Annotated in this window: 16 protein-coding genes; 5 read left to right on the forward strand and 11 right to left on the reverse strand. The window is 68.3% G+C overall.

Annotated elements, in window-relative coordinates:
• Nucleotides 1–16 precede the first annotated feature (16 nt).
• The 4 genes from D3874_RS20785 to D3874_RS20800 form a co-directional block, all read right to left on the reverse strand.
• Nucleotides 17–1,420: a WS/DGAT/MGAT family O-acyltransferase gene (locus D3874_RS20785; RefSeq protein ID WP_119782414.1), complete on the reverse strand. Its 1,404-nt coding sequence runs from the start codon at nucleotides 1,418–1,420 to the stop codon at nucleotides 17–19.
• 75 nt (nucleotides 1,421–1,495) lie between these two features.
• Nucleotides 1,496–2,317, reverse strand: coding sequence for an FkbM family methyltransferase (locus D3874_RS20790; protein ID WP_233560075.1), 822 nt, complete (start codon nucleotides 2,315–2,317; stop codon nucleotides 1,496–1,498).
• A gap of 34 nt (nucleotides 2,318–2,351) precedes the next feature.
• Complete coding sequence (locus D3874_RS20795; protein WP_119780351.1) at nucleotides 2,352–3,053, reverse strand: OmpA family protein; 702 nt, start codon at nucleotides 3,051–3,053, stop codon at nucleotides 2,352–2,354.
• 26 nt (nucleotides 3,054–3,079) lie between these two features.
• A complete protein-coding gene (locus tag D3874_RS20800; RefSeq protein ID WP_119780353.1) occupies nucleotides 3,080–3,424 on the reverse strand; it encodes a hypothetical protein in 345 nt (114 codons plus the stop codon).
• 178 nt (nucleotides 3,425–3,602) lie between these two features.
• Between D3874_RS20800 and D3874_RS20805 the strand changes: the two genes are divergently transcribed.
• The 4 genes from D3874_RS20805 (at nucleotide 3,603) to D3874_RS20820 (ending at nucleotide 7,558) form a co-directional block, all read left to right on the forward strand.
• Nucleotides 3,603–3,959 carry a hypothetical protein gene (locus D3874_RS20805; protein ID WP_119780355.1) on the forward strand — a complete coding sequence of 119 codons (357 nt, stop codon included), beginning with the start codon at nucleotides 3,603–3,605 and terminating at the stop codon, nucleotides 3,957–3,959.
• 138 nt (nucleotides 3,960–4,097) lie between these two features.
• Nucleotides 4,098–4,946 (forward strand): class I SAM-dependent methyltransferase, encoded by an 849-nt coding sequence (locus D3874_RS20810; RefSeq protein WP_119780357.1) that lies wholly within the window; start codon nucleotides 4,098–4,100, stop codon nucleotides 4,944–4,946.
• A 12-nt stretch (nucleotides 4,947–4,958) separates the two neighbouring features.
• The gene (locus tag D3874_RS20815; protein WP_119780359.1) at nucleotides 4,959–6,371 is read left to right on the forward strand and encodes an undecaprenyl-phosphate glucose phosphotransferase; all 1,413 of its coding nucleotides are present in this window, start codon (nucleotides 4,959–4,961) and stop codon (nucleotides 6,369–6,371) included.
• Between the two features lie 119 nt (nucleotides 6,372–6,490).
• Nucleotides 6,491–7,558 (forward strand): glycoside hydrolase family 18 protein, encoded by a 1,068-nt coding sequence (locus D3874_RS20820; protein ID WP_119780361.1) that lies wholly within the window; start codon nucleotides 6,491–6,493, stop codon nucleotides 7,556–7,558.
• Here the strand turns inward: D3874_RS20820 and D3874_RS20825 are convergent.
• Genes D3874_RS20825 through D3874_RS20845 form a run of 5 tightly spaced genes read right to left on the reverse strand, consistent with a single transcriptional unit; the run spans nucleotide 7,545 to nucleotide 13,420 of the window.
• Complete coding sequence (locus D3874_RS20825; RefSeq protein WP_119780363.1) at nucleotides 7,545–8,417, reverse strand: FkbM family methyltransferase; 873 nt, start codon at nucleotides 8,415–8,417, stop codon at nucleotides 7,545–7,547. The genes D3874_RS20820 and D3874_RS20825 overlap by 14 nt on opposite strands.
• Nucleotides 8,418–8,426: 9 nt before the next feature.
• Nucleotides 8,427–9,770: a hypothetical protein gene (locus tag D3874_RS20830; protein WP_119780366.1), complete on the reverse strand. Its 1,344-nt coding sequence runs from the start codon at nucleotides 9,768–9,770 to the stop codon at nucleotides 8,427–8,429.
• Nucleotides 9,733–10,566: a WecB/TagA/CpsF family glycosyltransferase gene (locus tag D3874_RS20835; protein WP_233560077.1), complete on the reverse strand. Its 834-nt coding sequence runs from the start codon at nucleotides 10,564–10,566 to the stop codon at nucleotides 9,733–9,735. The genes D3874_RS20830 and D3874_RS20835 overlap by 38 nt, the downstream gene beginning before the upstream one ends.
• Nucleotides 10,527–11,288, reverse strand: a complete 762-nt coding sequence (locus D3874_RS20840; RefSeq protein ID WP_119780368.1) for a polysaccharide biosynthesis/export family protein — start codon at nucleotides 11,286–11,288, stop codon at nucleotides 10,527–10,529. The genes D3874_RS20835 and D3874_RS20840 overlap by 40 nt, the downstream gene beginning before the upstream one ends.
• Nucleotides 11,279–13,420 (reverse strand): GumC family protein, encoded by a 2,142-nt coding sequence (locus D3874_RS20845; protein WP_119780370.1) that lies wholly within the window; start codon nucleotides 13,418–13,420, stop codon nucleotides 11,279–11,281. Before D3874_RS20845 ends, D3874_RS20840 begins: the two co-directional genes overlap by 10 nt.
• A 198-nt stretch (nucleotides 13,421–13,618) precedes the next feature.
• Here D3874_RS20845 and D3874_RS20850 point away from each other — a divergent pair, with 198 nt between their 5' ends.
• Nucleotides 13,619–14,854, forward strand: a complete 1,236-nt coding sequence (locus D3874_RS20850; protein WP_119780377.1) for a class I SAM-dependent methyltransferase — start codon at nucleotides 13,619–13,621, stop codon at nucleotides 14,852–14,854.
• Here the strand turns inward: D3874_RS20850 and D3874_RS20855 are convergent.
• On the reverse strand, nucleotides 14,826–15,113 hold the full coding sequence (locus tag D3874_RS20855; RefSeq protein WP_233560079.1) for a lipid-A-disaccharide synthase N-terminal domain-containing protein: 288 nt from the start codon (nucleotides 15,111–15,113) through the stop codon (nucleotides 14,826–14,828). The two genes, D3874_RS20850 and D3874_RS20855, sit on opposite strands and share 29 nt — an antisense overlap.
• Nucleotides 15,114–15,180: 67 nt before the next feature.
• The gene (gene pbpC, locus D3874_RS20860; protein ID WP_119780383.1) at nucleotides 15,181–17,295 is read right to left on the reverse strand and encodes a penicillin-binding protein 1C; all 2,115 of its coding nucleotides are present in this window, start codon (nucleotides 17,293–17,295) and stop codon (nucleotides 15,181–15,183) included.
• Nucleotides 17,296–17,326 lie beyond the last annotated feature (31 nt).

The raw sequence follows: 17,326 nt of genomic DNA on the forward strand, positions 1-17,326 counted from the left end.
GGAGAGGGACGCGTAACTACTTCAGTTTCAGCGCCTGTTCCAGCTCGGCCAGGGCCTCGCCGGTGTAGACGGCGATGCGTTGCATGTGGGGCAGGCTGTCGCGGTCGCCGGTGAAGCCCAGGTTGAACTGCCCGGCATAGGACAGCACGGTGATGTTCAGGGCCTGGCCGTCGAACAGCAGCGAGACGGGATAGATCTGCTCCAGCCGGGCACCGTTGAAATAGAGCACCTGCGACGGCCCTGGCACGTTGGAGATCACAAGGTTGTTCAAGGGCCGCGTCGCCGTCCCCAGGCCCAGCATGAGCTGGACCATGTAGGGCGTCATCAGCATCAGCGTATAGTTCTCGATCGCCCCCTTGGACATGGCCTGGAGCTTTTCCTTGGCCGGGGCGGTGGTCCGGCTGATCGCCTTGATGCGCTCGACCGGGTCGGCGATGTCGGTGTGCAGGTTGGCGAACAGGGTGGTGATGGCGTTGCCCACGCTCGCATCATCCGCCGGCCGGACCGACACCGGCACCGAGGCGGTCAGCGGCTTGTCCGGCAGCTCACCCAGCTCCTTGAGATAGCGGCGGACCGAAGCCGCGCACAGCCCGAGGAAGATGTCGTTCACCGTGGCATCGGCCGCCTTGGCCACGCGCTTGATGCGGTCCAGCGCATAGTGCTGGGTGGCAAAGCGGCGCTTGCCGCGGATCTTGCCGTTCAGGATGGTTTCGGGCGCGCTGTAGGGATAGGCCGGGCCGTCGGGCCCGCTTTTGCGGGCCTCGCCCGCCATGGCGCCGATCGCCTTGAGCGCCGCGACGCCCGAGCGGAACTGCTCCCGCCCCAGGGTCACCAGCCGTTCGATCAGCGAGCCCTGGTCGGCCTCGCCGTCTTCCGGCTTCTTGCCGCCCGACAGGCCGACCTCCCAGGGCGGCGGCAGGTCGCGCGCGCCGGCGTCCGGGCTCATGATGCGCGAGAGCAGGCGCATGCCGCCCATGCCGTCGATCTGCGAATGATGGACCTTGGTGTAGAGGGCGAAGCGGTTGTTCTCCAGTCCCTCGATGACATGGCATTCCCACAGTGGCCTCGTCCGGTCGATGGGGTGGGAATGCAGGCGCGAGATCAGCACGCCCAGTTCACGCTCGCCGCCCGGCTTGGGCAGGGCGGAATGGCGGAAGTGATAGTCGAGGTCGATATCCTCGGGCGGCAGTTCCTGCCAGGCCGGCAGCAGCGAGGCGACCGCCCCCGGCCGCAGGCGCAGGTTGAACGGCGGCGCATAATGCGGCCGTGCCCGCCATTCGTTCACCAGATCCTGGAGATAGGTGGCCGAGGCCCCCTCGGGCAGCGAGAAGATGGCAAGCGAGGCCACGTGAACCGGCTTTTCCCGTTTCTCGATAAAGATCCAGGCCGCATCCGTTGGTTTCAGTACCCGAGTCGCCATGATCTCCCCCGCAGGCTTTTGCCCATGCGACAGGGCCTGCACGGCGGCGTCAAGACCCCGCGGCCGGAACTGCCATCATTCCGGTGCTTCGCGCCGCTGCCCCGTCAGGCGGGCTTGGACCTCGGGGCGGGCCACGAAGATGAAATTGTTGATATAGGATCGGCCCTCGCGCCGGCGGGTGCCAGCCTCGTTCAGGGCAGCCGGGTCCTGATCGCGGCTTGGGTCGAAGGCCGCCACGGGCCGCAGCACGCCGCCATCGAGATAGAACCCCGCATAGCCCAGCGGCTCGAGGCGCCGGCGCAGCGCCGCCAGGGCGCCCGGCCGATGGCGTTCCTCGGCCTCGATCAGCAGGCTGGGCTTGCAGCGCGAGACCAGCGCCATGCCGCCGCCCAGCACGGCATCCTCGTGTCCCTCGACGTCGATCTTGATGAAGGCCACGTCCTCGGCGACGCAATCGTCAAGGCGCCGCCGCGGCACGTCGATCGTCTCGACGGCGGTATGAAGCTGGCCGATCGCTGCCGCCTCGATGGTCGCCAGCGCCGCCGAACCGACCGGCACATGGAGCACGGCGTCGCCCTCGCCGTCGCTCAGCGCGCAGCCGACCAGCCGCAGGCGGCCGTCGCCCATCGCCGCGGCGAAGCGCCGCCTCATGACCTCGACCAGGCGCGGATTGGGCTCGAAGGCGATGACCCTGGCACCGTAACGCAGCAGCCAGAAGGTGTAGATCCCGCGGTTGGCGCCGATATCGCACGCCACCTCGCCGGCCGAGACCAGGCTGGACAGCAGGCGCATCTCGGGCTCGCCGTCGATCAGGGCGCGCCGATCCCTGATATCGGCGAGGACACCGAACAGGCGCGGAAACCGGGCTTCGACAATCCCCTTCAGGCGCCCCGGCAATGGATGCTTCCCCCGGCCGGCGCGCGTGCTGCCCTCAGGGCAGCACGATCTCCACCCGGCGGTTCTGCGGCTCGCGCACACCGTCGGGGGTGGGCACCAGCGGGGCGGACTCGCCCTTGCCCACGGTGACGATTTCGGCCGCATTGAGGCCCAGCGAGACCAGTTGCGCCTTCACCGCCTCGGCCCGGCGCAGCGACAGGGCCTGGTTGTAGCCGGGCGCGCCGGAACGGTCGGCATGGCCGGTCAGTTCGATCCGGCTGACTCCCAGGGTCATCGACGACTGTGCCGCGTCCTGGATGATCGCGGTCGCCTCGGGCGTGATCGCCGCCGAATTCCAGTCGAAGAAGACCATGAACGAACGGGCGCTGGCCGCCGGCGCCACCTCGGCCGTGCCGGGTTGCGGCACCGGCGGCGGCGGCGGGTCGTAGGCGCTGAAGGCATAGATCAGGCCGGCGGTGACATTGTGGGTCGAGTACGAGGTTTTGAACTCGTTCACCTGAATGTCGGAGGTGCCCAGGTAGCGGTAGTCGACGAAGGCGGCCAAGGCCTCGGTTACATCCACCTTGGCGCCGGCGATCCCCTGGTAGGCAAAGCCGACGTCGTTGCCGTCGGCGACGCCGATGCCGGTGGAGATCGTGTTGGGGGTGTCGACGAACATCCAGCCGGCCCCCAGGCCGGCGCCGAGGTAGGGGGTGAAGCGGGAATCGTTTTCGAACTCGTAGAGGACGTTGGCCATGACCGTGAGCAGGCCGAATTCCGATTTCAGGTCGAAGTCGCCGGCCGGGACCGCGCCGCCGCCGGCAGGCCCAGGGCGAGGTCTTCGATCCGCGCGCCGTCGAACATCCGGTAGCCGACCTCGGCCTCGAACCTGATGGCGCCGTAGTCGTAGCCGGCGATGGCGCCGACGCCAAAGCCGTTGTCGAACGTGGCCTTGGCATAGTCCTTGATGCCGTCGCCGTCGGCATCGCCGTCGACGTCGACCGAGTCAGGCATGACGAAGGCGCCGTAGCCGCCGAGGTAGGGGCCATAGCTTTCGCCGGCCCAGGCACTGCCCGTAGCCGCCAGGAACAGGGCAACGACCGATGCCGAATGATAGAAATGGCGCATGAAACCCCCAAACCTGCCGCAACACCCAACATTCCGTTCTTAACATCCAGGGGTTGGCGGCTCAATCAAAGACGGGCGGCGCGCCGAACCAAATGAACCGCCGGCCGGAAATGTCGGCTATCCTGGGGCCTTCCGGCCGAAACACAGGCAGATCGAGGCGATGAAACGTGGATGTCACATGGCCCTGGCCGCCGCGCTCGCCCTGCTCCATGGCGTCGCCCCGCCGGCATCGGCCCAGGTGGAAACCGAGGCCCCGCTGGACGATCGCCAGTCGATCGTCGATCCGATGTCCGAGATCCGCCGCCATTTCCGCGCGGTCCTGAACACCACCTGGTGGGCCGAGGACCCGGAGCGGATTCCCGATGGCTACCGGGTTGTGGTGCATTATCCCGACGGCTGGCGCGGCAATCCGACCGGCAAGGCCATGAGCTTCTGCCCCGAACGCGACCATCGCCTGTGGCAGGTTGCGGAAATCCTCGAAATCCAGCCGGAATACGACAACCGCCGCTGGCCGCCCTTCGAGTGCCGAAAATAGCCGCTTCCGTTCCGGCGCCTCAAAACGTTAACCTTTCGATTCCATGATCGCGGCCGATGGCGGCTTGACTGGAATCCCGTTGCCGCCATGCTGATGCCCGGTGGGGCGGATCGAGTAACGGCATTCGGAAAAGCAACGATGGGCAGTTCGACGGCGCAATACGGTACGGCAGCCTTGGGCCGCTATATCGAGGGCGGTCACAAGAAGGTCGACGGCTGGCTGTCACCGCTCGATGCCCATCTCACAGCGCTGATTGCCATGATCCAGGCGGAGGAGGGCGTCGCCGGCTCGGTCGGCGAGATCGGCGTGCATCACGGCCGCCTGTTCATCGCCCTGGCCCTGGCCACGAAAGCGGGCGAGCGCGCCTTCGCCGCCGACCTGTTCGCCGAACAGGCCGCCAATATCGACCGCTCGGGCGAAGGCGACGAGGCCGCCTTTGCGCGCAACATGGCACGTTTCCAGGTCGATGCCGCGCGGGTCGACACGTTCCGCGGCAATTCGATGGACCTGAAATGGCCCATGGTCGAAGGCAAGGTCGGTGCCAGGGCCCGCCTGTTCTCGGTCGACGGCGGCCATACCGAGGAGGTCGCCGCCAACGACCTGCGCCTCGCCGACGACGGCTTGCACGAGCGCGGCGTCGTTATCCTAGACGATTACTTCAATGTCGAATTCCCCGCCGTCTCCGTGGCCCTGAACAAGGTGATGTTCGAGCGGCCCGGCCATCTCGCGGCCTTCGCCATCGGCGACAACAAGCTGTTCCTGTGCCGGCCCGCCGTCGCGGCCCACTACCGCGACCGCCTGAACGCATTGGTCGCCGATCGTTTCAAGGTTCACAATACCCTGATGTTCGGCCGGGAACTCGCCGTGTTCCGGACACCCAGGGGGTTGCTGCTGCGGATCCGGCAATCGGCCCTGGCGCGGCGCCTGCGCGACCACCCGGTCGGGCGCTGGCTCAAGCCGCTCGTACGTCGAATTCTACAAGGTTGATGGCAGACGATCATGGTGACGTGGACTTTCGGCCTGATCAATCGCCTGGTCCGGCTTGGTGATGTGGCCGCGCTCTTGCTGGCCTCGGGCTTTGCCTCGCTGATCGCCTGGCCGGCGCCGCTGCCGCTGACCGTGCTCCAGGGCGTGTTCACCCTGGCCCTGGGCCTGGGCATCTATCTGCGCGCCATGAGCGCCATGAACGCCTATCGGGTGGAGCACTATCGCTCGATCCGGCGCTCGATCATCGAGCCGATCGCCGGCTTCCTGCTGGCCGCGCTCACCGTCCTGATCATCTTCCTGGTCTTCGTCCCGCCGGTCCTGGCCCTGACCGACGCCCTGCTGTTCAGGGCGGCGCTGTGCCTGGCCGGGCTCCTGGGCCTGCGGATTTTCGCCCGCTTCGCCATCGCAGCGGTGTTCAGGCGCGGCCTGCTGCGGCGGCGCGTGGCGATCATCGGTGCCTCCGACCGGTCGGGCCAGATCATCGACGACCTGAGCCATGCCGAACACCAGATGGCCTTCGAAGTGGTCGGCATCTATGACGACCGCGGCCCCGACCGCCGCCCGGAATCGGTCAACAACATCGCCGTTGCCGGCACCGTCGACGACCTGCGCCGGGTCGCGGCCCAGGGCAAGATCGACATGGTCGTGGTCGCGCTGCCCTGGATGGCGGCGTTGCGCATCCACTCCATGCTGGAAAAATTGCAGGGCTTCTCGGCCGACGTGGTGATCCCGTTCGAGAACGAGGATTTCCGGCTGAACTTCTCCAACGTCATCCGGGTCGGCGGCATGCCCGCCCTGCAGGTGGCCCACCGGCCCCTGAAAGGCACGCAAGGCCTGTTCAAGACCGCCGAGGATTACCTCGTCGCCAGCATCGGGGTGCTGCTGGTCTCGCCCATCCTGGTCGCCGCGGCGATCGCGATCCGCCTGACCTCGCCGGGGCCGATCCTGTTCCGCCAGACCCGCGTCGGCTTCAACAACCAGACCTTCCAGGTCTACAAGTTCCGCACCATGACCGTCGATCCCACCGACGACGGCACGGTCGGCACGGCCAAGGACAACCCCCGCATCACCAGGATCGGGGCATTCCTGCGCCGCTCCAGCATCGACGAGCTGCCGCAACTGTTCAACGTGTTCAAGGGCGAGATGTCGGTGGTGGGGCCGCGCCCGCACGTGCCCAACATGCTGGTAGGCGATCACGCCTATTTCGATGCCGTGCGCCAATACGCCTATCGCTGCCGGGTGAAGCCCGGGATTACCGGCTGGGCCCAGATCAACGGCGCCCGCGGCGGCATGCATTCGATCGAGAAGGCCAAGAAGGCGGTGCTCTTCGACATCTTCTATATCGAGAACTGGTCGCTGTGGTTCGACATCAAGATCATGGCGCAAACCGTGCTGACGGGCCTTTTCGGCCGCGATGTCTTCTAGATCGGTTCTCCGAAAAGCTGAAACATCGATCCGTCATCCCCGCGAAGGCGGGGATCCACGGCTGTGACAGGTCGGGTCCGTTCCAGTATGCCCGACGGTGGATCCCCGCCTTCGCGGGGATGACGCGCTTCCATTCAACGGAAAAGCGTTCTAACCGACGCTCCTGCCGGCAGGGACGACAGGGACGCCGCCTCGCCACGATCCTGCTGGCGGGCCTGGTCCTGGCGCCACGCCTGGCCGCGGCCGAGGATGCCGCGCCCCGCCGCCCCTTCCTGGCCTATCACGAAAGCTGGTTCGAGCGCCCGGCCACAGGCCCCGCCGCAACCACCCTGGTCATGGTACCCGACTATGTCTCGATCGTGGCGCTGGCCTTCGTCAAGCCCGACCTGGCCTATGCCGGCGACCTCGACCTGGGCGGCACGGGGCTGAACTACAGCTTCCCGGGCACGGTGCTGAGAGAGGCGATCCGCCAGCTCAAGCACTGGCATCCGGGCACCCGGGTCGTGCTGTCGGTCGGCGGGTCGGGCTATGCAGGGGGCTGGGGTGGTTACAACCCGCAAGCCCTGGGCCAATTGGTGCGCGACCTCGAGGCCGACGGCGTCGACCTCGACTATGAAGCCGCCAATGCCGCCTGCGCGCCTGACGGCGGCACCGGGCGCATCGCCTGCGCCACCGACGCCACCTGGCGCAGCCTGGTCGCCCGGACGCGGGCGGCCCTGCCCCGGCCCTTCCTGCTGACCCTGCCGGCCTGGAGCACCGGCGCCTTTGGTGAAGGCAAGTGGCGCGATGCCCCACCCGGCGGCAGCTATACCGGGGTGATGCTGGACCTGCTGCGCTCGCCGCTGGCCCGGGAGATCGACCTGATTTCCATCATGGCCTATGACGCCGGGCCCAGCTTCGACCCGGTGGCGGCCTACCGCGCCTATCGCGAAGTGTGGCCCGGGCCCTTGGCCCTGGGGCTGCCGGTGGCCCCCAGCCTGCACGGCGGCCCGCAATGGGACCTGCCCCAGGTGGCGCAGCGCTTCGCCGCGATCACCGGGCAAGATCCGGCCGCCGGTGCCATGCTCTACGGCCTGCTGGCACGCCAGCCGACCAAGCCCACCGCCGACCGGCCCGACGGGCGCGGCATGGCCCAGGCGCTGTGCCGCGCGCTGGCGCTCACCGGCTGCGAGGTCAGCCTGCCTTGACCGGCTGCGGCCCCGCCGGATGGATCGCCACCAGGTTGCCCCAGCCCTCGGGCAGGGTCGTGACCGGGTCGAGGCGCCCGCCGGGGCCATAGCTGAAGAACTTGTAGCCATGCGCCGCCAGGGCGTCGTAGGCGGCGTTGGCCTCGACCGCGCTGCCCGACAGCACGATGGTGTTGATCTCGAACAGGATGATCGGGTGGAACCGCTCGATGGTGCTGCGCGCGCCGGCGATCAGCAGCGGCTCGGCGCCTTCGACATCCATCTTGATGCAGTCGACCCTGGGCAGGGCGAACTGCTCGACCAGGGCATCGACGGTAGTAACCTCGACCGTTTCGCCCTCGGTCGCCCGGCCGTCCGACAGGAGCGAGAAGGCCTGGGGATCGTCGCCCAGTTGGATGTGATGCAGGACCGCCGTGCCCGGCACGTCCGAGGCCGCCTTGCGCACCACGCGAACATGTTTGAAGCCCGGATTGAGGGCAAGGTTGGCCTCGAGCTGGTCGGCCGCGACCTTGCCCGGCTCGATCGACACCACGGCCCCCGCCGGGCCGACCAGCGGCGCCCCGCGCAGGGTGTAGAGGCCGACATTGGCGCCGGCATCGATGAACACGTCGCCCCGGCGCACCACACGGTCCAGGAAGTGCAGTTCAGGCTCGGCCCAGTCGCGCATCAGATAGGCGGTGACCGAGGTATAGCGCAGGTCGGGCGGCACCCGCATCAGCCCGCCGCCGGGGCTGAGCGCGAAGGCCGGGCTGCGCTTGAAGAGGACGCACAGCGCCCAGACCATGCCGCGCCAGATCACGGCGATCGGGTTGGCGCGAAATCCCGGATGACCGACAAGCTTGGCGATACGGCGCAGCATGGAGCTTCCTCAGGCAGACGGCAACGCGCCGCTGCGACAACGGACAAGATAGACCGACAGGGCGGTAACGGTCGCCAATTCGCCGGGCAGGAACATCACCGAGTAGATCGACGAGGTCAGGATGATGTAAAGCACGTAATCGAACAGAGCTGCCGACAGAGGGTCGCCCAGCAGCCGGGCATTGCGCCAGGTGATGATCGCGGCGGCAGCATGGACCACGGCGATCAGCCCCGTGCCGATAGCGCCATATTCGAACAGGATGCCCGCCCAGCCGATGTCGGCGAGATAGAAGCTGGCATCGCCGAACAGGTCGGCCATGGTCACGGCACTGTGACGGGTGACCGAGCCGACGCCGAAGATCAGGCGCATCAGATCCTGGGCGACATACTCAATGGCCAATGAGAATGAATTTTGGCGGATCGACAGCGAGTGGCCCAGGCTCTGGTCGAGGCCCGCGGTCAGGATGCCGCTGAACAGGAGGAACAGGCCAACGGCCCCGACCACCAGCGCCCCGATGATGCCCAGCCGACGCAACCGGCTGGGCATCATGACCAGGATGCCCAGGCCGATGATTCCGGCCGTCCCGGCAATGACCACCCGCTGCTTGTAGATCAGGATCTGCGCCAGCATGGCCAGGGGGATCAGCAGCAACAGCCAGCGCCGGCCGGGTGTCGCCATGGCATAGCGGCCGCACAGGAACAGGGCCAGGGTGCCCAGGAACATGGGCATGTAGAGTCGATAGCCGCGCTCGGTCTCGAAGATGAAGAACTTGCTCAAGGCGACATCGGTCACGTACCACGAGCGCGGCACCACGAACCACAGCGCGATCATCAGGCCGAAGGTGGCGATCCCCAGGATCACCAGTGCCCGCTGGATCGTCGCCGGCTTGGGCAGGGTCAGCGCAAGCAGGCCGGTGAGCGAGAAATAATAGGCCAGCGGCCAGGCCTTCACCGTCGTCGCCAGGGCATCGAAGAAGCCGTTGCCCAGCTGCACCATCGACAACAGCGGCGTCACCCCCAGCACATAGGCCAGCATGGTCAGGACCAGCACTGTCATCGGCGGCGCGGCGCGCATCAGGCCCAGCAGGGCCAGCGGCAAGGTGACGAAGGGCCAGGCCTTGGACAGCAGGTAGGTCGGCGCCAGGTCGATCAGGTAGTGAAAGCTCTGCCCGAACAGGGGCAGCAGGACGACCAGCAACGCCACCTTCCATCGGTCGCCCGCACCCGCCACCGCTTCGTGTCCCCGGGCGGGCAGCGCATCGGCGCGGACCGGCAGCAGGATGCGGCCCCGGCGCAGGGGATGACCGCGCCGCCGGTCATTCGTCGGGCCTTGCCGCCGCCACGGCCGGCGCATGAGACCGAAGCCCCAGCCTGGTCTTGAGCGCGATCAGCAGCACGGGGAAGGAATCGCCGAAGACGCGCCGGGCGTGGCGCCGCGGGTTGAGCAGCAGCCGGTGCAGCCATTCCAGGCCGCTCCGGCGCATCCATACCGGCGCCCGTGTGACCAGGCCGGTGGCGAAATGCAGCGAGCTGCCGATGCACAGGCCGGTGCCCACGGCCCCGCCGTTCAGCAGGGTGCGGTGGGCGATGATTTCGGATTGCGGGCTGCCGCAGGAGATGAAGACATAGCGCGCGGGACGCTCGACGATGAAGCGCACGCAAGCCTCGATCGCCGCAGGATTTTTGAGCAGGCCCATGGGCGGCTGGTGCTGGGTCAGCGCGGTCAGGCCGAATTTCTCGCGCAAGGCGCCAGCCAGGGCATCGTCGCCGCCGATGACCAGGATCATCTCGTCCGGCCGGATGTGGTTTTGCAGCAGATGGGCGGTGAGATCGCTGCCGGGGCAATGGGCCAGCCGCCGGCCGAACAGCAGGCGGGCCAGCAGGCGCAGGATCTGGCTGTCGCAGGTCGTCATCCAGGCATGGGCATAGGCCTCGCGGAAGCCCGGCACGGCCCGGTCGAGCGAGACCATGTGCTGGGCATTGGGCGTTACGACATAGCGAAAGGGCGCGCCCGGCGGCCGGGCCTCGATCATCGCCGCCGCCGCCAGGACATCGATCGGCGTCAGGCGGGCGCCGAGGAAGTCGACGGGGGGAATGGCGGCGAACTCGGTCATAGCGGCGGCAAGGTCCTGCCCGTCCCGGTCGACCACGTCCGGTTGATCGTGTAGTCGAACTGCGGATCCCAGGGGAAGACATTGTCGATGTACTGCTCCATCCAAAGCCCGACTTCGCCCACGATGCTGCGCGGCACGAAGAGGATGTCGCCGGCCACCAGCTTGACGTCGTTTTCCGGGGTGAGGCGCTGGATGAAGTTCTGCACGTCGATGGTTCGCATCATCGGCTTGCCTTGCGGGTCGCGCCGGATCAGCACCACCTCGTCGGGCCGGGCTTCGTCGCGGAAGCCCCCGGCATTGATGATCGCCTCCAGCGGGCTGACCGGTCCGAACACCGCATAGGGCCCGGGGGCGTTGACGCTGCCGCCGATATAGATGCGCGACGAGGAAAATTTAGTTACCTGTATCGTTACCATTGGATCGGTCAGGAAGCGGCGCGCCGCCGCCGTCACCTTCTGTTCCAGCTCCTTGGGCGTCAGGCCGCCGACCTCGATCTGGCCGGTGGTGCGCAGGCCGACCATGCCGTCGGGCGCGACCGTCACCTCCTCGTCCATTTCCGGTGTCACCAGGTACTTGACCTGCATGACGTCGCCCGGCCCGATGCGATAGACCGGCTTGGTGTCGACCCAGGTCGAAAACAGGTCGGGCCGGTTCACATCGTCCTGGATATAGATCTCCTGCCCGGTGCAGCCGGCCAGGAGCCAGGCCGCCGCGGCAAGCCCCGCCAGGGCGCGGCAGATGCCATCTGTTACAGCCATCGGTAAATCCTGGACGGAATATGGAACCGGCGACCGGTCATGACAAAACCCAGCAGGTCGCCGCCGGAATCGAGGATGGCGTCCCGCGTCCAGGCGGCGGCGGCCCCGCGCGTCGCCTCGGCCCGCAGCACCAGGATGGTGGCATCGACCAGGGCCGCCGTGCGCCGTCCCAGGTGATTGCGCGCGAGCGGCGGCGCCACCACCATGATCACGTCGAAGCGCTGACGCAGTTCGCCCATCAGGCCCACGGCCTGGCGCAGCGAGGTACGCATCTCAAACAGCGGCGCGGATGCCCCGGCCACGGCGGCGAACAGGTTGGGCGATCCCGGCAAGGGCAACACCGCCAGCCCCCCGATTTCTTCGGTTGCGGCCGCAGCGGTGCGCAGGCCCAGCGCCCGGGCCACGACCTGGCCGTCGCTGAGATCGGCCAGCAGCACCTGGAGGCCGCGCCGGCTGGCGAATTCGTCGGCCAGGCCCTGCGCCACCTCGACCTCGCCGTCGTTGCCATGAGCGGCCAGAAGCTGGAAGGCGCGGATCGGCTGCTCGCCGACCTGGGCGTCGATGATCTGTGCCGCCAGGTGGCTCAATTCGCCCTCGGAAACAGGGTCGCCCGCCTTGGGCGCGCCGACGACGAAGCTGGCGAGGCCCGGCAGACCCAGGCGCTTCTCGGCCTCGCCCGGCAGCAGGAACACCTGGCGGTTCCAATTGGCGGCAAAGCCACCGGCCACCCCGAACAGCACGCTGCCGAAGACGCCGGCCGCCAGGAAGCTCCAGGACAGTGTCGTACCGGTGATCGGCACCGTGGGCATCTCGATGACCCGCACGTTGGTCGGCTGGGAGGTCAACGCTTCTTCGTCGATGCGGGCGGCTTCGGTCCGCATCGCATACTCGCTGTAGATGGTTTCCATGACCTTGCGGGTGCGCTCCAGCTCGTGGAGCGACGCCTGGGCATCGCGCAGGGCGTCGACCCGCTTGATCGCGTCGGCATACTGGCGGTCGAGTTCGGCGATCTGGTCGTCCAGTGCCTCGTTCTCGATTTCCAGTTCCATCAGGTGGGTGGTGATGAAGTCCACCACCGGGTTGCGCACGGTGCGGCCGGTATTGAACAGCGGCTTGCTCTTTTCCACGATCTGGGCGCGGAGGCGGGCGATCTTCTCGTTCACCTGGACCAGCGGCGGATAATCCGGCGCATAGTTGCGCACCAGGGAATCGCGCTCGAGCAACAGCCTGGTCAGGGTGTTGCGGTCTTCGTCATTGGCCATGACGTTGGTTTGTTCGGTGAAATCGAACAGCTTGTCGGGCAGCGCGGCCAACCGGGCCTGGCCGGCGACAACTTCGCGCCGGACGGTGGCCCGCCGCTCCTTGATGTGGCGGGTACGCTGCAGGATCGTGTCGGCCTGATTCGCCCCCAGGATCACGTCCTGGTCGATGTCGATGACGCCGAATCGCAGCTTGATGGCGCGGATCTGCCCGTCGATACCCTGCAGGTCGGCGGTGAAGCGCTGCATCTCGCCCCTGAGGAACGGGGTCAGGACCACGTCGAAGACCTGCTTGCGGCGGGCGCGGTAGGCATCGATGACGGCCGTCGCGGCGGCGGCGGCCAGTTGCGGATCGGGATGGCGGAAGCTGATACGGATGACGTTGGAATCGCCCTGGACCTCGGCGCCCAGGTCGCGCCGGAACAGTTCGATCGCCTTGCGCGGCCGCTCCTCCGCGGGCAGGGGGCCGAGCAGGCCGAGCACGCGGCGGCGCCCCAGTTCGGGATAGAGCAGTTCGGCCCCGATCGCCTGCACCACCTCGTCCAGCACCGCATCGCTTTCGATGATTTCCGCCTCGGATTCGATGAGCTTCAATCCCTCGATCGACAGAACCGCCGGGCCTTCGCCGGTCGCCTTGTCGGTCCCGGCGTGCTCGCGCGAGACCAGCACCAGGACCAGCCCCTTGGCGGTGTATTCCTTCTTGGTGACCAAGGCCGCGGCACCGCCGATCAGCAGCGGAATCAGGCCGGCGATGACAATGGTGCGCCAACTGTAGAAGACGAAAATCAGGACATCGCGCAGCGTATAGCCGCCGGATCGAGGCACCGCCACCGGCCGCGCGCCGAGCCGCATCGAAGCGTGCTGATCCACCATCCACTTCGCTCCATCGCCTGTTCGGCGATTCGACCAGCCGCAAGGCCGTCATTCCTCGACAGATTGGCCAAACTGTCATGTCAATTCAACAACGTACAGGAGAATGACATTCATCGAGTAAGGTATTAACAAGTCACGGCGGCCGCGGTGGCTGCCGCTTTTCGTCCGCTCCGGCCCGATGTCGCAAGATCCCGTATCATGAAGAACGCCGATGATGCCGCCGCCCGCCGGGACGCCCTGGTCGCCCGGCATTACGAGGCCCTGCCCTATCCGGCGCGGGCCGCCCGGGACGAGAAGATACGCCTGATCGAGGGCAGCCCCAGCGCCCTGCCCGAGATCGAACACTGGATCTTCGGCGGGCACCTGCCGGCCCGGCTGCGCGTTCTGTTCGCCGGCGGCGGCACCGGCGACGGCTGCATCATGCTGGCCCAGCAACTGGCGGACCGGGGCGTCGAGGCGCAGATCACCCACCTCGACCTGTCGGCCCCGGCACAGAAGATCGCCGCCGAGCGGGCCGCCGTCAGGGGCCTGGACATCCGCTTCGTCGGCGGTTCGATCCTCGACGTCGAAAAGCTGGGCCTCGGCCCGTTCGACTACATCGATTGCTGCGGCGTGCTGCACCACCTCGAGGACCCGGCCGCAGGGCTGGCCGCCCTGCGCGGCACCCTGGCGCCGGGCGGCGGCATGGGCCTGATGGTCTATGGCCAAATCGGGCGCAGCGGCGTCTACGACGTCCAGGACGCCCTGCGCCTGCTGAGCCCGGAAGACGAGGCGCCGGCGGCGCGCTTGGGGATTGCCAGGCGGCTGCTGCCCAACCTGCCGGCGACCAACCGCCTGCGCCGCAACGAAGCCGTGAACGACCACCTGGTGGGCGGCGATGCCGGGATCTTCGACCTGCTGCTGCATTCGCGCGACCGCGCCTATGCGATCGAGGATTTCGTCGCCCTGGTCGAAGACGCGGGCCTAGGGCTCGCCAGCCTGATCGATCCCGCCCGCTATGCCCCCGAAACCTATCTGAACGATCCCACCCTGGGCCGGGCGGCGGCGGCGCTGAGGCCCCGGGAACGGGCGATGCTGGCCGAACGGCTGGCCGGCAACATCGCCCGCCACATCGCCTATGTGGTCGGGCCCGACCACCAGACGCCCCCGCCCGATCCTGCGGACCACAGCCTGGTGCCGGTGTGGTCGCGCACGGGCTCTGGCGAGATGATCGCGGCCCTGGGCAGCGACCGGGTCCTGAAGCTGAGCCTCGACGGCCTGTCCCTGCGCTTTCCCCTGCCCCAGCAGGCGCCGGCGATCCTCAAGGCGATCGACGGCAAGGCGGCGCTGCGCGAGATCGCGCGCGTGGTGGGGCCGGCGGCCTTCGACCGGGCCTGGCCGCAGACCTACGCGGTGCTGAATGGGATCAGCCGGCTGTTCCTGCGCCGTCCTTAGCCTTCGCCCCATAGATCAGCCACAGGTTGCGGGCATAGATCACCAGGCCGCCGGCCTGACCGGCGATGAAGACCGGGTCTTCACGGTGGATCGCATAGGCGAGCAGCACGAGACCGCCGCCGACCGAGAAGAACCAGAAGGCCACCGGCAGCAGGCTGCGCCGCGCCCGCTCGCTGGCGATCCATTGCACCACGAAGCGCATGGTGAAAAGGGCCTGGCCGGCAAAACCGATGATGATCCAGATGGTTGTGTCGTGCACGGTGCGAGTCCTGCGGGGGCGTCGGTGGGCCGCCTTATAGACGGTTTCGCCCAAGCTGTCGCGGCCGTCAGCTTCCGGCGGTCGCCAGCCAGAAGTCGGCGCTGACCGCCCGGCCGGCGGCATCGATCACCGTGACGCTGGCGCGGCCAAGGCCATCGGGCTGCCATTCGGCCTGGCGGCGGAAGGGGCTGGTGCCGATGGGCACGCCGTTGACCAGCCAGGTCAGCGGCATGGTCCCGCCCTGGGCCTGGAGCAGCACCGTGGGCAAGGTGCCGTCGCTGCCCCGCGCCACCTCGACCGTGCTGCCGTTCAGCGGCAGGGTCAGGCGCGGGCCGCTGCGCTCGGCCGGGGCCAGGGCCAGGGGGTCGGCACGCCGGGGCCGCAGGCGCTTGAGCCCCGGCGGCAATTCCGACTGGGTGGCGATCAGGGTGCCGGCCGGCGGCGGTGCCCGGCGCAACGCCTCGGCGCTAGGCGGCGGCAACATGCCGAAGGCGGCGTAGAGCACGGGGGCGGCGGCATCGCGGCCCATGCGCCCGGGCGAGAAGCTGCCGTCCGGCCGCCCGACCCAGATCCCGATCGTATAGTCGCGGTCGAAGCCCACCGCCCAGGCATCGCGGAAGCCATAGGAGGTGCCGGTCTTATAGGCGATCTGGCGGCCGTTGGCGGTCGATTCGCCGGGCAGCAGGTGCGGCGGCGGCGGGGTGTCGCGCAGGATGGCTGCGACCTGCCAGGCCGCCGACGCGCTGAGCAGCGCCGCCGCCTCGCCCGCCGGGGCATCGGCCCGGTCGCGCAGCGGCAGCGCCCGGCCGCCGTCGGCCAGCGCGGCATAAAGGGTTACCAGGTCGCGCAGGGTGAGGCCGACGCCGCCCAGGGCGATCGGCAGGCTGGGCTCGGCTGCCTTGTCGGGCAGGCGCAGGGTGACCCCGGCCTGGGCCAGGCGCCCGGCAAAGCGCCGCGGCCCGATCAGGTCCAGCACCGCCACCGCCGGAATGTTCAACGAGAGCTGCAACGCCTCGGTGATCTTCACCTCGCCCCGGTACATCCGGTCGAAATTCTTGGGCGCATAGCCGCCGAAATGCATCGGCCGGTCGACCACGATGGTCTCGGGATGGCAGACTAGGTCCTCGAAGCCCAGACCGTAGATGAAGGGCTTCAGGGTCGAGCCGGGCGAGCGGATGGCCGTGGTCATGTCGATCGGCCCGGCCCGCCTGGTCTCGAAATAGCCCGACGAGCCGACGCTGGCGACCACCCGCCGGCTGTCGTTGGCGACCACCAGGATGGCGATGTTGGCGCTCGCCTCGAACTGGGTGATGGCCCGGACGGCCAGTGCCTCGACCTTGCCCTGGAGGTCGGCGTCGATATTGCTGAGGATGATCGACTGGTCGGGGGCGGCCAGGTGCAGCCGTTCGGCCAGGTGGGGCGCCAGGAAGGGCGCCGGCAGCCTGGTCACCGGCACCGGCTCCTCCATCGCCTCGGCCGCCTGGACCTGGGTGATCACGCCGGCCTCGACCAGGCGCCCCAGCACCCGGTCGCGCTCGGCCTGGGCCACGCCTGCGTTGCGGTCGGGCCGGCGGCGTTCGGGCGATTGCGGCAACGAGACCAGCAGGGCGGCTTCCGCCACCGTCAGGCGGTCCGGCTCCTTGCCGAAATAGAACAGCGAGGCGGCCCGCACGCCTTCCAGATTGCCGCCGTAGGGCGCCAGGGTCAGGTACAGGCCCAGGATCTCGTCCTTGGGCAGGTGCCATTCAAGCTGCAGGGCACGGGCCATCTCGATCAGCTTGGCGCCCAGGTTGCGCGGCCGGGGTTCGATCAGGCGCGCCGTCTGCATGGTCAGGGTCGAGGCGCCCGAGACCACCCGGCCAGCCCCGATCGCCTGGCCCACCGCGCGCACCACGGCAGCCGGGTCGACGCCTGGATGATCGGCGAAGCGCCGGTCCTCGTAGGCGATCAGCATGCGCAGGAACAACGGATCGACATCGGCCGGCGCCGCGGTGAAGCGCCAGTGCCCGTCATCGGTCTGGAATGCCCGCAACGGCTCGCCCTTGGCATCCAGCACCAGGGTCGAGCGGCCGGTCACCCGGTCCAGCGGCAGGGGGAACACGCGGTCGAGCACGAACGCCGCCGCGACCAGGCAGATCATGCCGATCGTGACGACGAGCCCCAAACGCCTTGCCCAGACCATCGACCCACCTCACCCCACCCTCTCCCCCCTG

Source organism: Oleomonas cavernae, assembly GCF_003590945.1.
In the GTDB taxonomy this organism is placed as follows: domain Bacteria; phylum Pseudomonadota; class Alphaproteobacteria; order Zavarziniales; family Zavarziniaceae; genus Zavarzinia; species Zavarzinia cavernae.

Excerpts from the sequence above, each read along its gene's own strand:
- pbpC (WP_119780383.1), bottom strand. The coding sequence starts at position 17,295 with ATGGTCTGGGCAAGGCGTTTGGGGCTCGTCGTCACGATCGGCATGATC.
- D3874_RS20805 (WP_119780355.1), top strand. The coding sequence starts at position 3,603 with ATGGCCCTGGCCGCCGCGCTCGCCCTGCTCCATGGCGTCGCCCCGCCG.
- D3874_RS20830 (WP_119780366.1), bottom strand. The coding sequence starts at position 9,770 with ATGCGCCGGCCGTGGCGGCGGCAAGGCCCGACGAATGACCGGCGGCGC.
- D3874_RS20815 (WP_119780359.1), top strand. The coding sequence starts at position 4,959 with ATGGTGACGTGGACTTTCGGCCTGATCAATCGCCTGGTCCGGCTTGGT.
- D3874_RS20845 (WP_119780370.1), bottom strand. The coding sequence starts at position 13,420 with ATGGTGGATCAGCACGCTTCGATGCGGCTCGGCGCGCGGCCGGTGGCG.
- D3874_RS20810 (WP_119780357.1), top strand. The coding sequence starts at position 4,098 with ATGGGCAGTTCGACGGCGCAATACGGTACGGCAGCCTTGGGCCGCTAT.
- D3874_RS20820 (WP_119780361.1), top strand. The coding sequence starts at position 6,491 with ATGACGCGCTTCCATTCAACGGAAAAGCGTTCTAACCGACGCTCCTGC.
- D3874_RS20840 (WP_119780368.1), bottom strand. The coding sequence starts at position 11,288 with ATGGCTGTAACAGATGGCATCTGCCGCGCCCTGGCGGGGCTTGCCGCG.
- D3874_RS20795 (WP_119780351.1), bottom strand. The coding sequence starts at position 3,053 with ATGGCCAACGTCCTCTACGAGTTCGAAAACGATTCCCGCTTCACCCCC.
- D3874_RS20850 (WP_119780377.1), top strand. The coding sequence starts at position 13,619 with ATGAAGAACGCCGATGATGCCGCCGCCCGCCGGGACGCCCTGGTCGCC.
- D3874_RS20800 (WP_119780353.1), bottom strand. The coding sequence starts at position 3,424 with ATGCGCCATTTCTATCATTCGGCATCGGTCGTTGCCCTGTTCCTGGCG.
- D3874_RS20825 (WP_119780363.1), bottom strand. The coding sequence starts at position 8,417 with ATGCTGCGCCGTATCGCCAAGCTTGTCGGTCATCCGGGATTTCGCGCC.
- D3874_RS20785 (WP_119782414.1), bottom strand. The coding sequence starts at position 1,420 with ATGGCGACTCGGGTACTGAAACCAACGGATGCGGCCTGGATCTTTATC.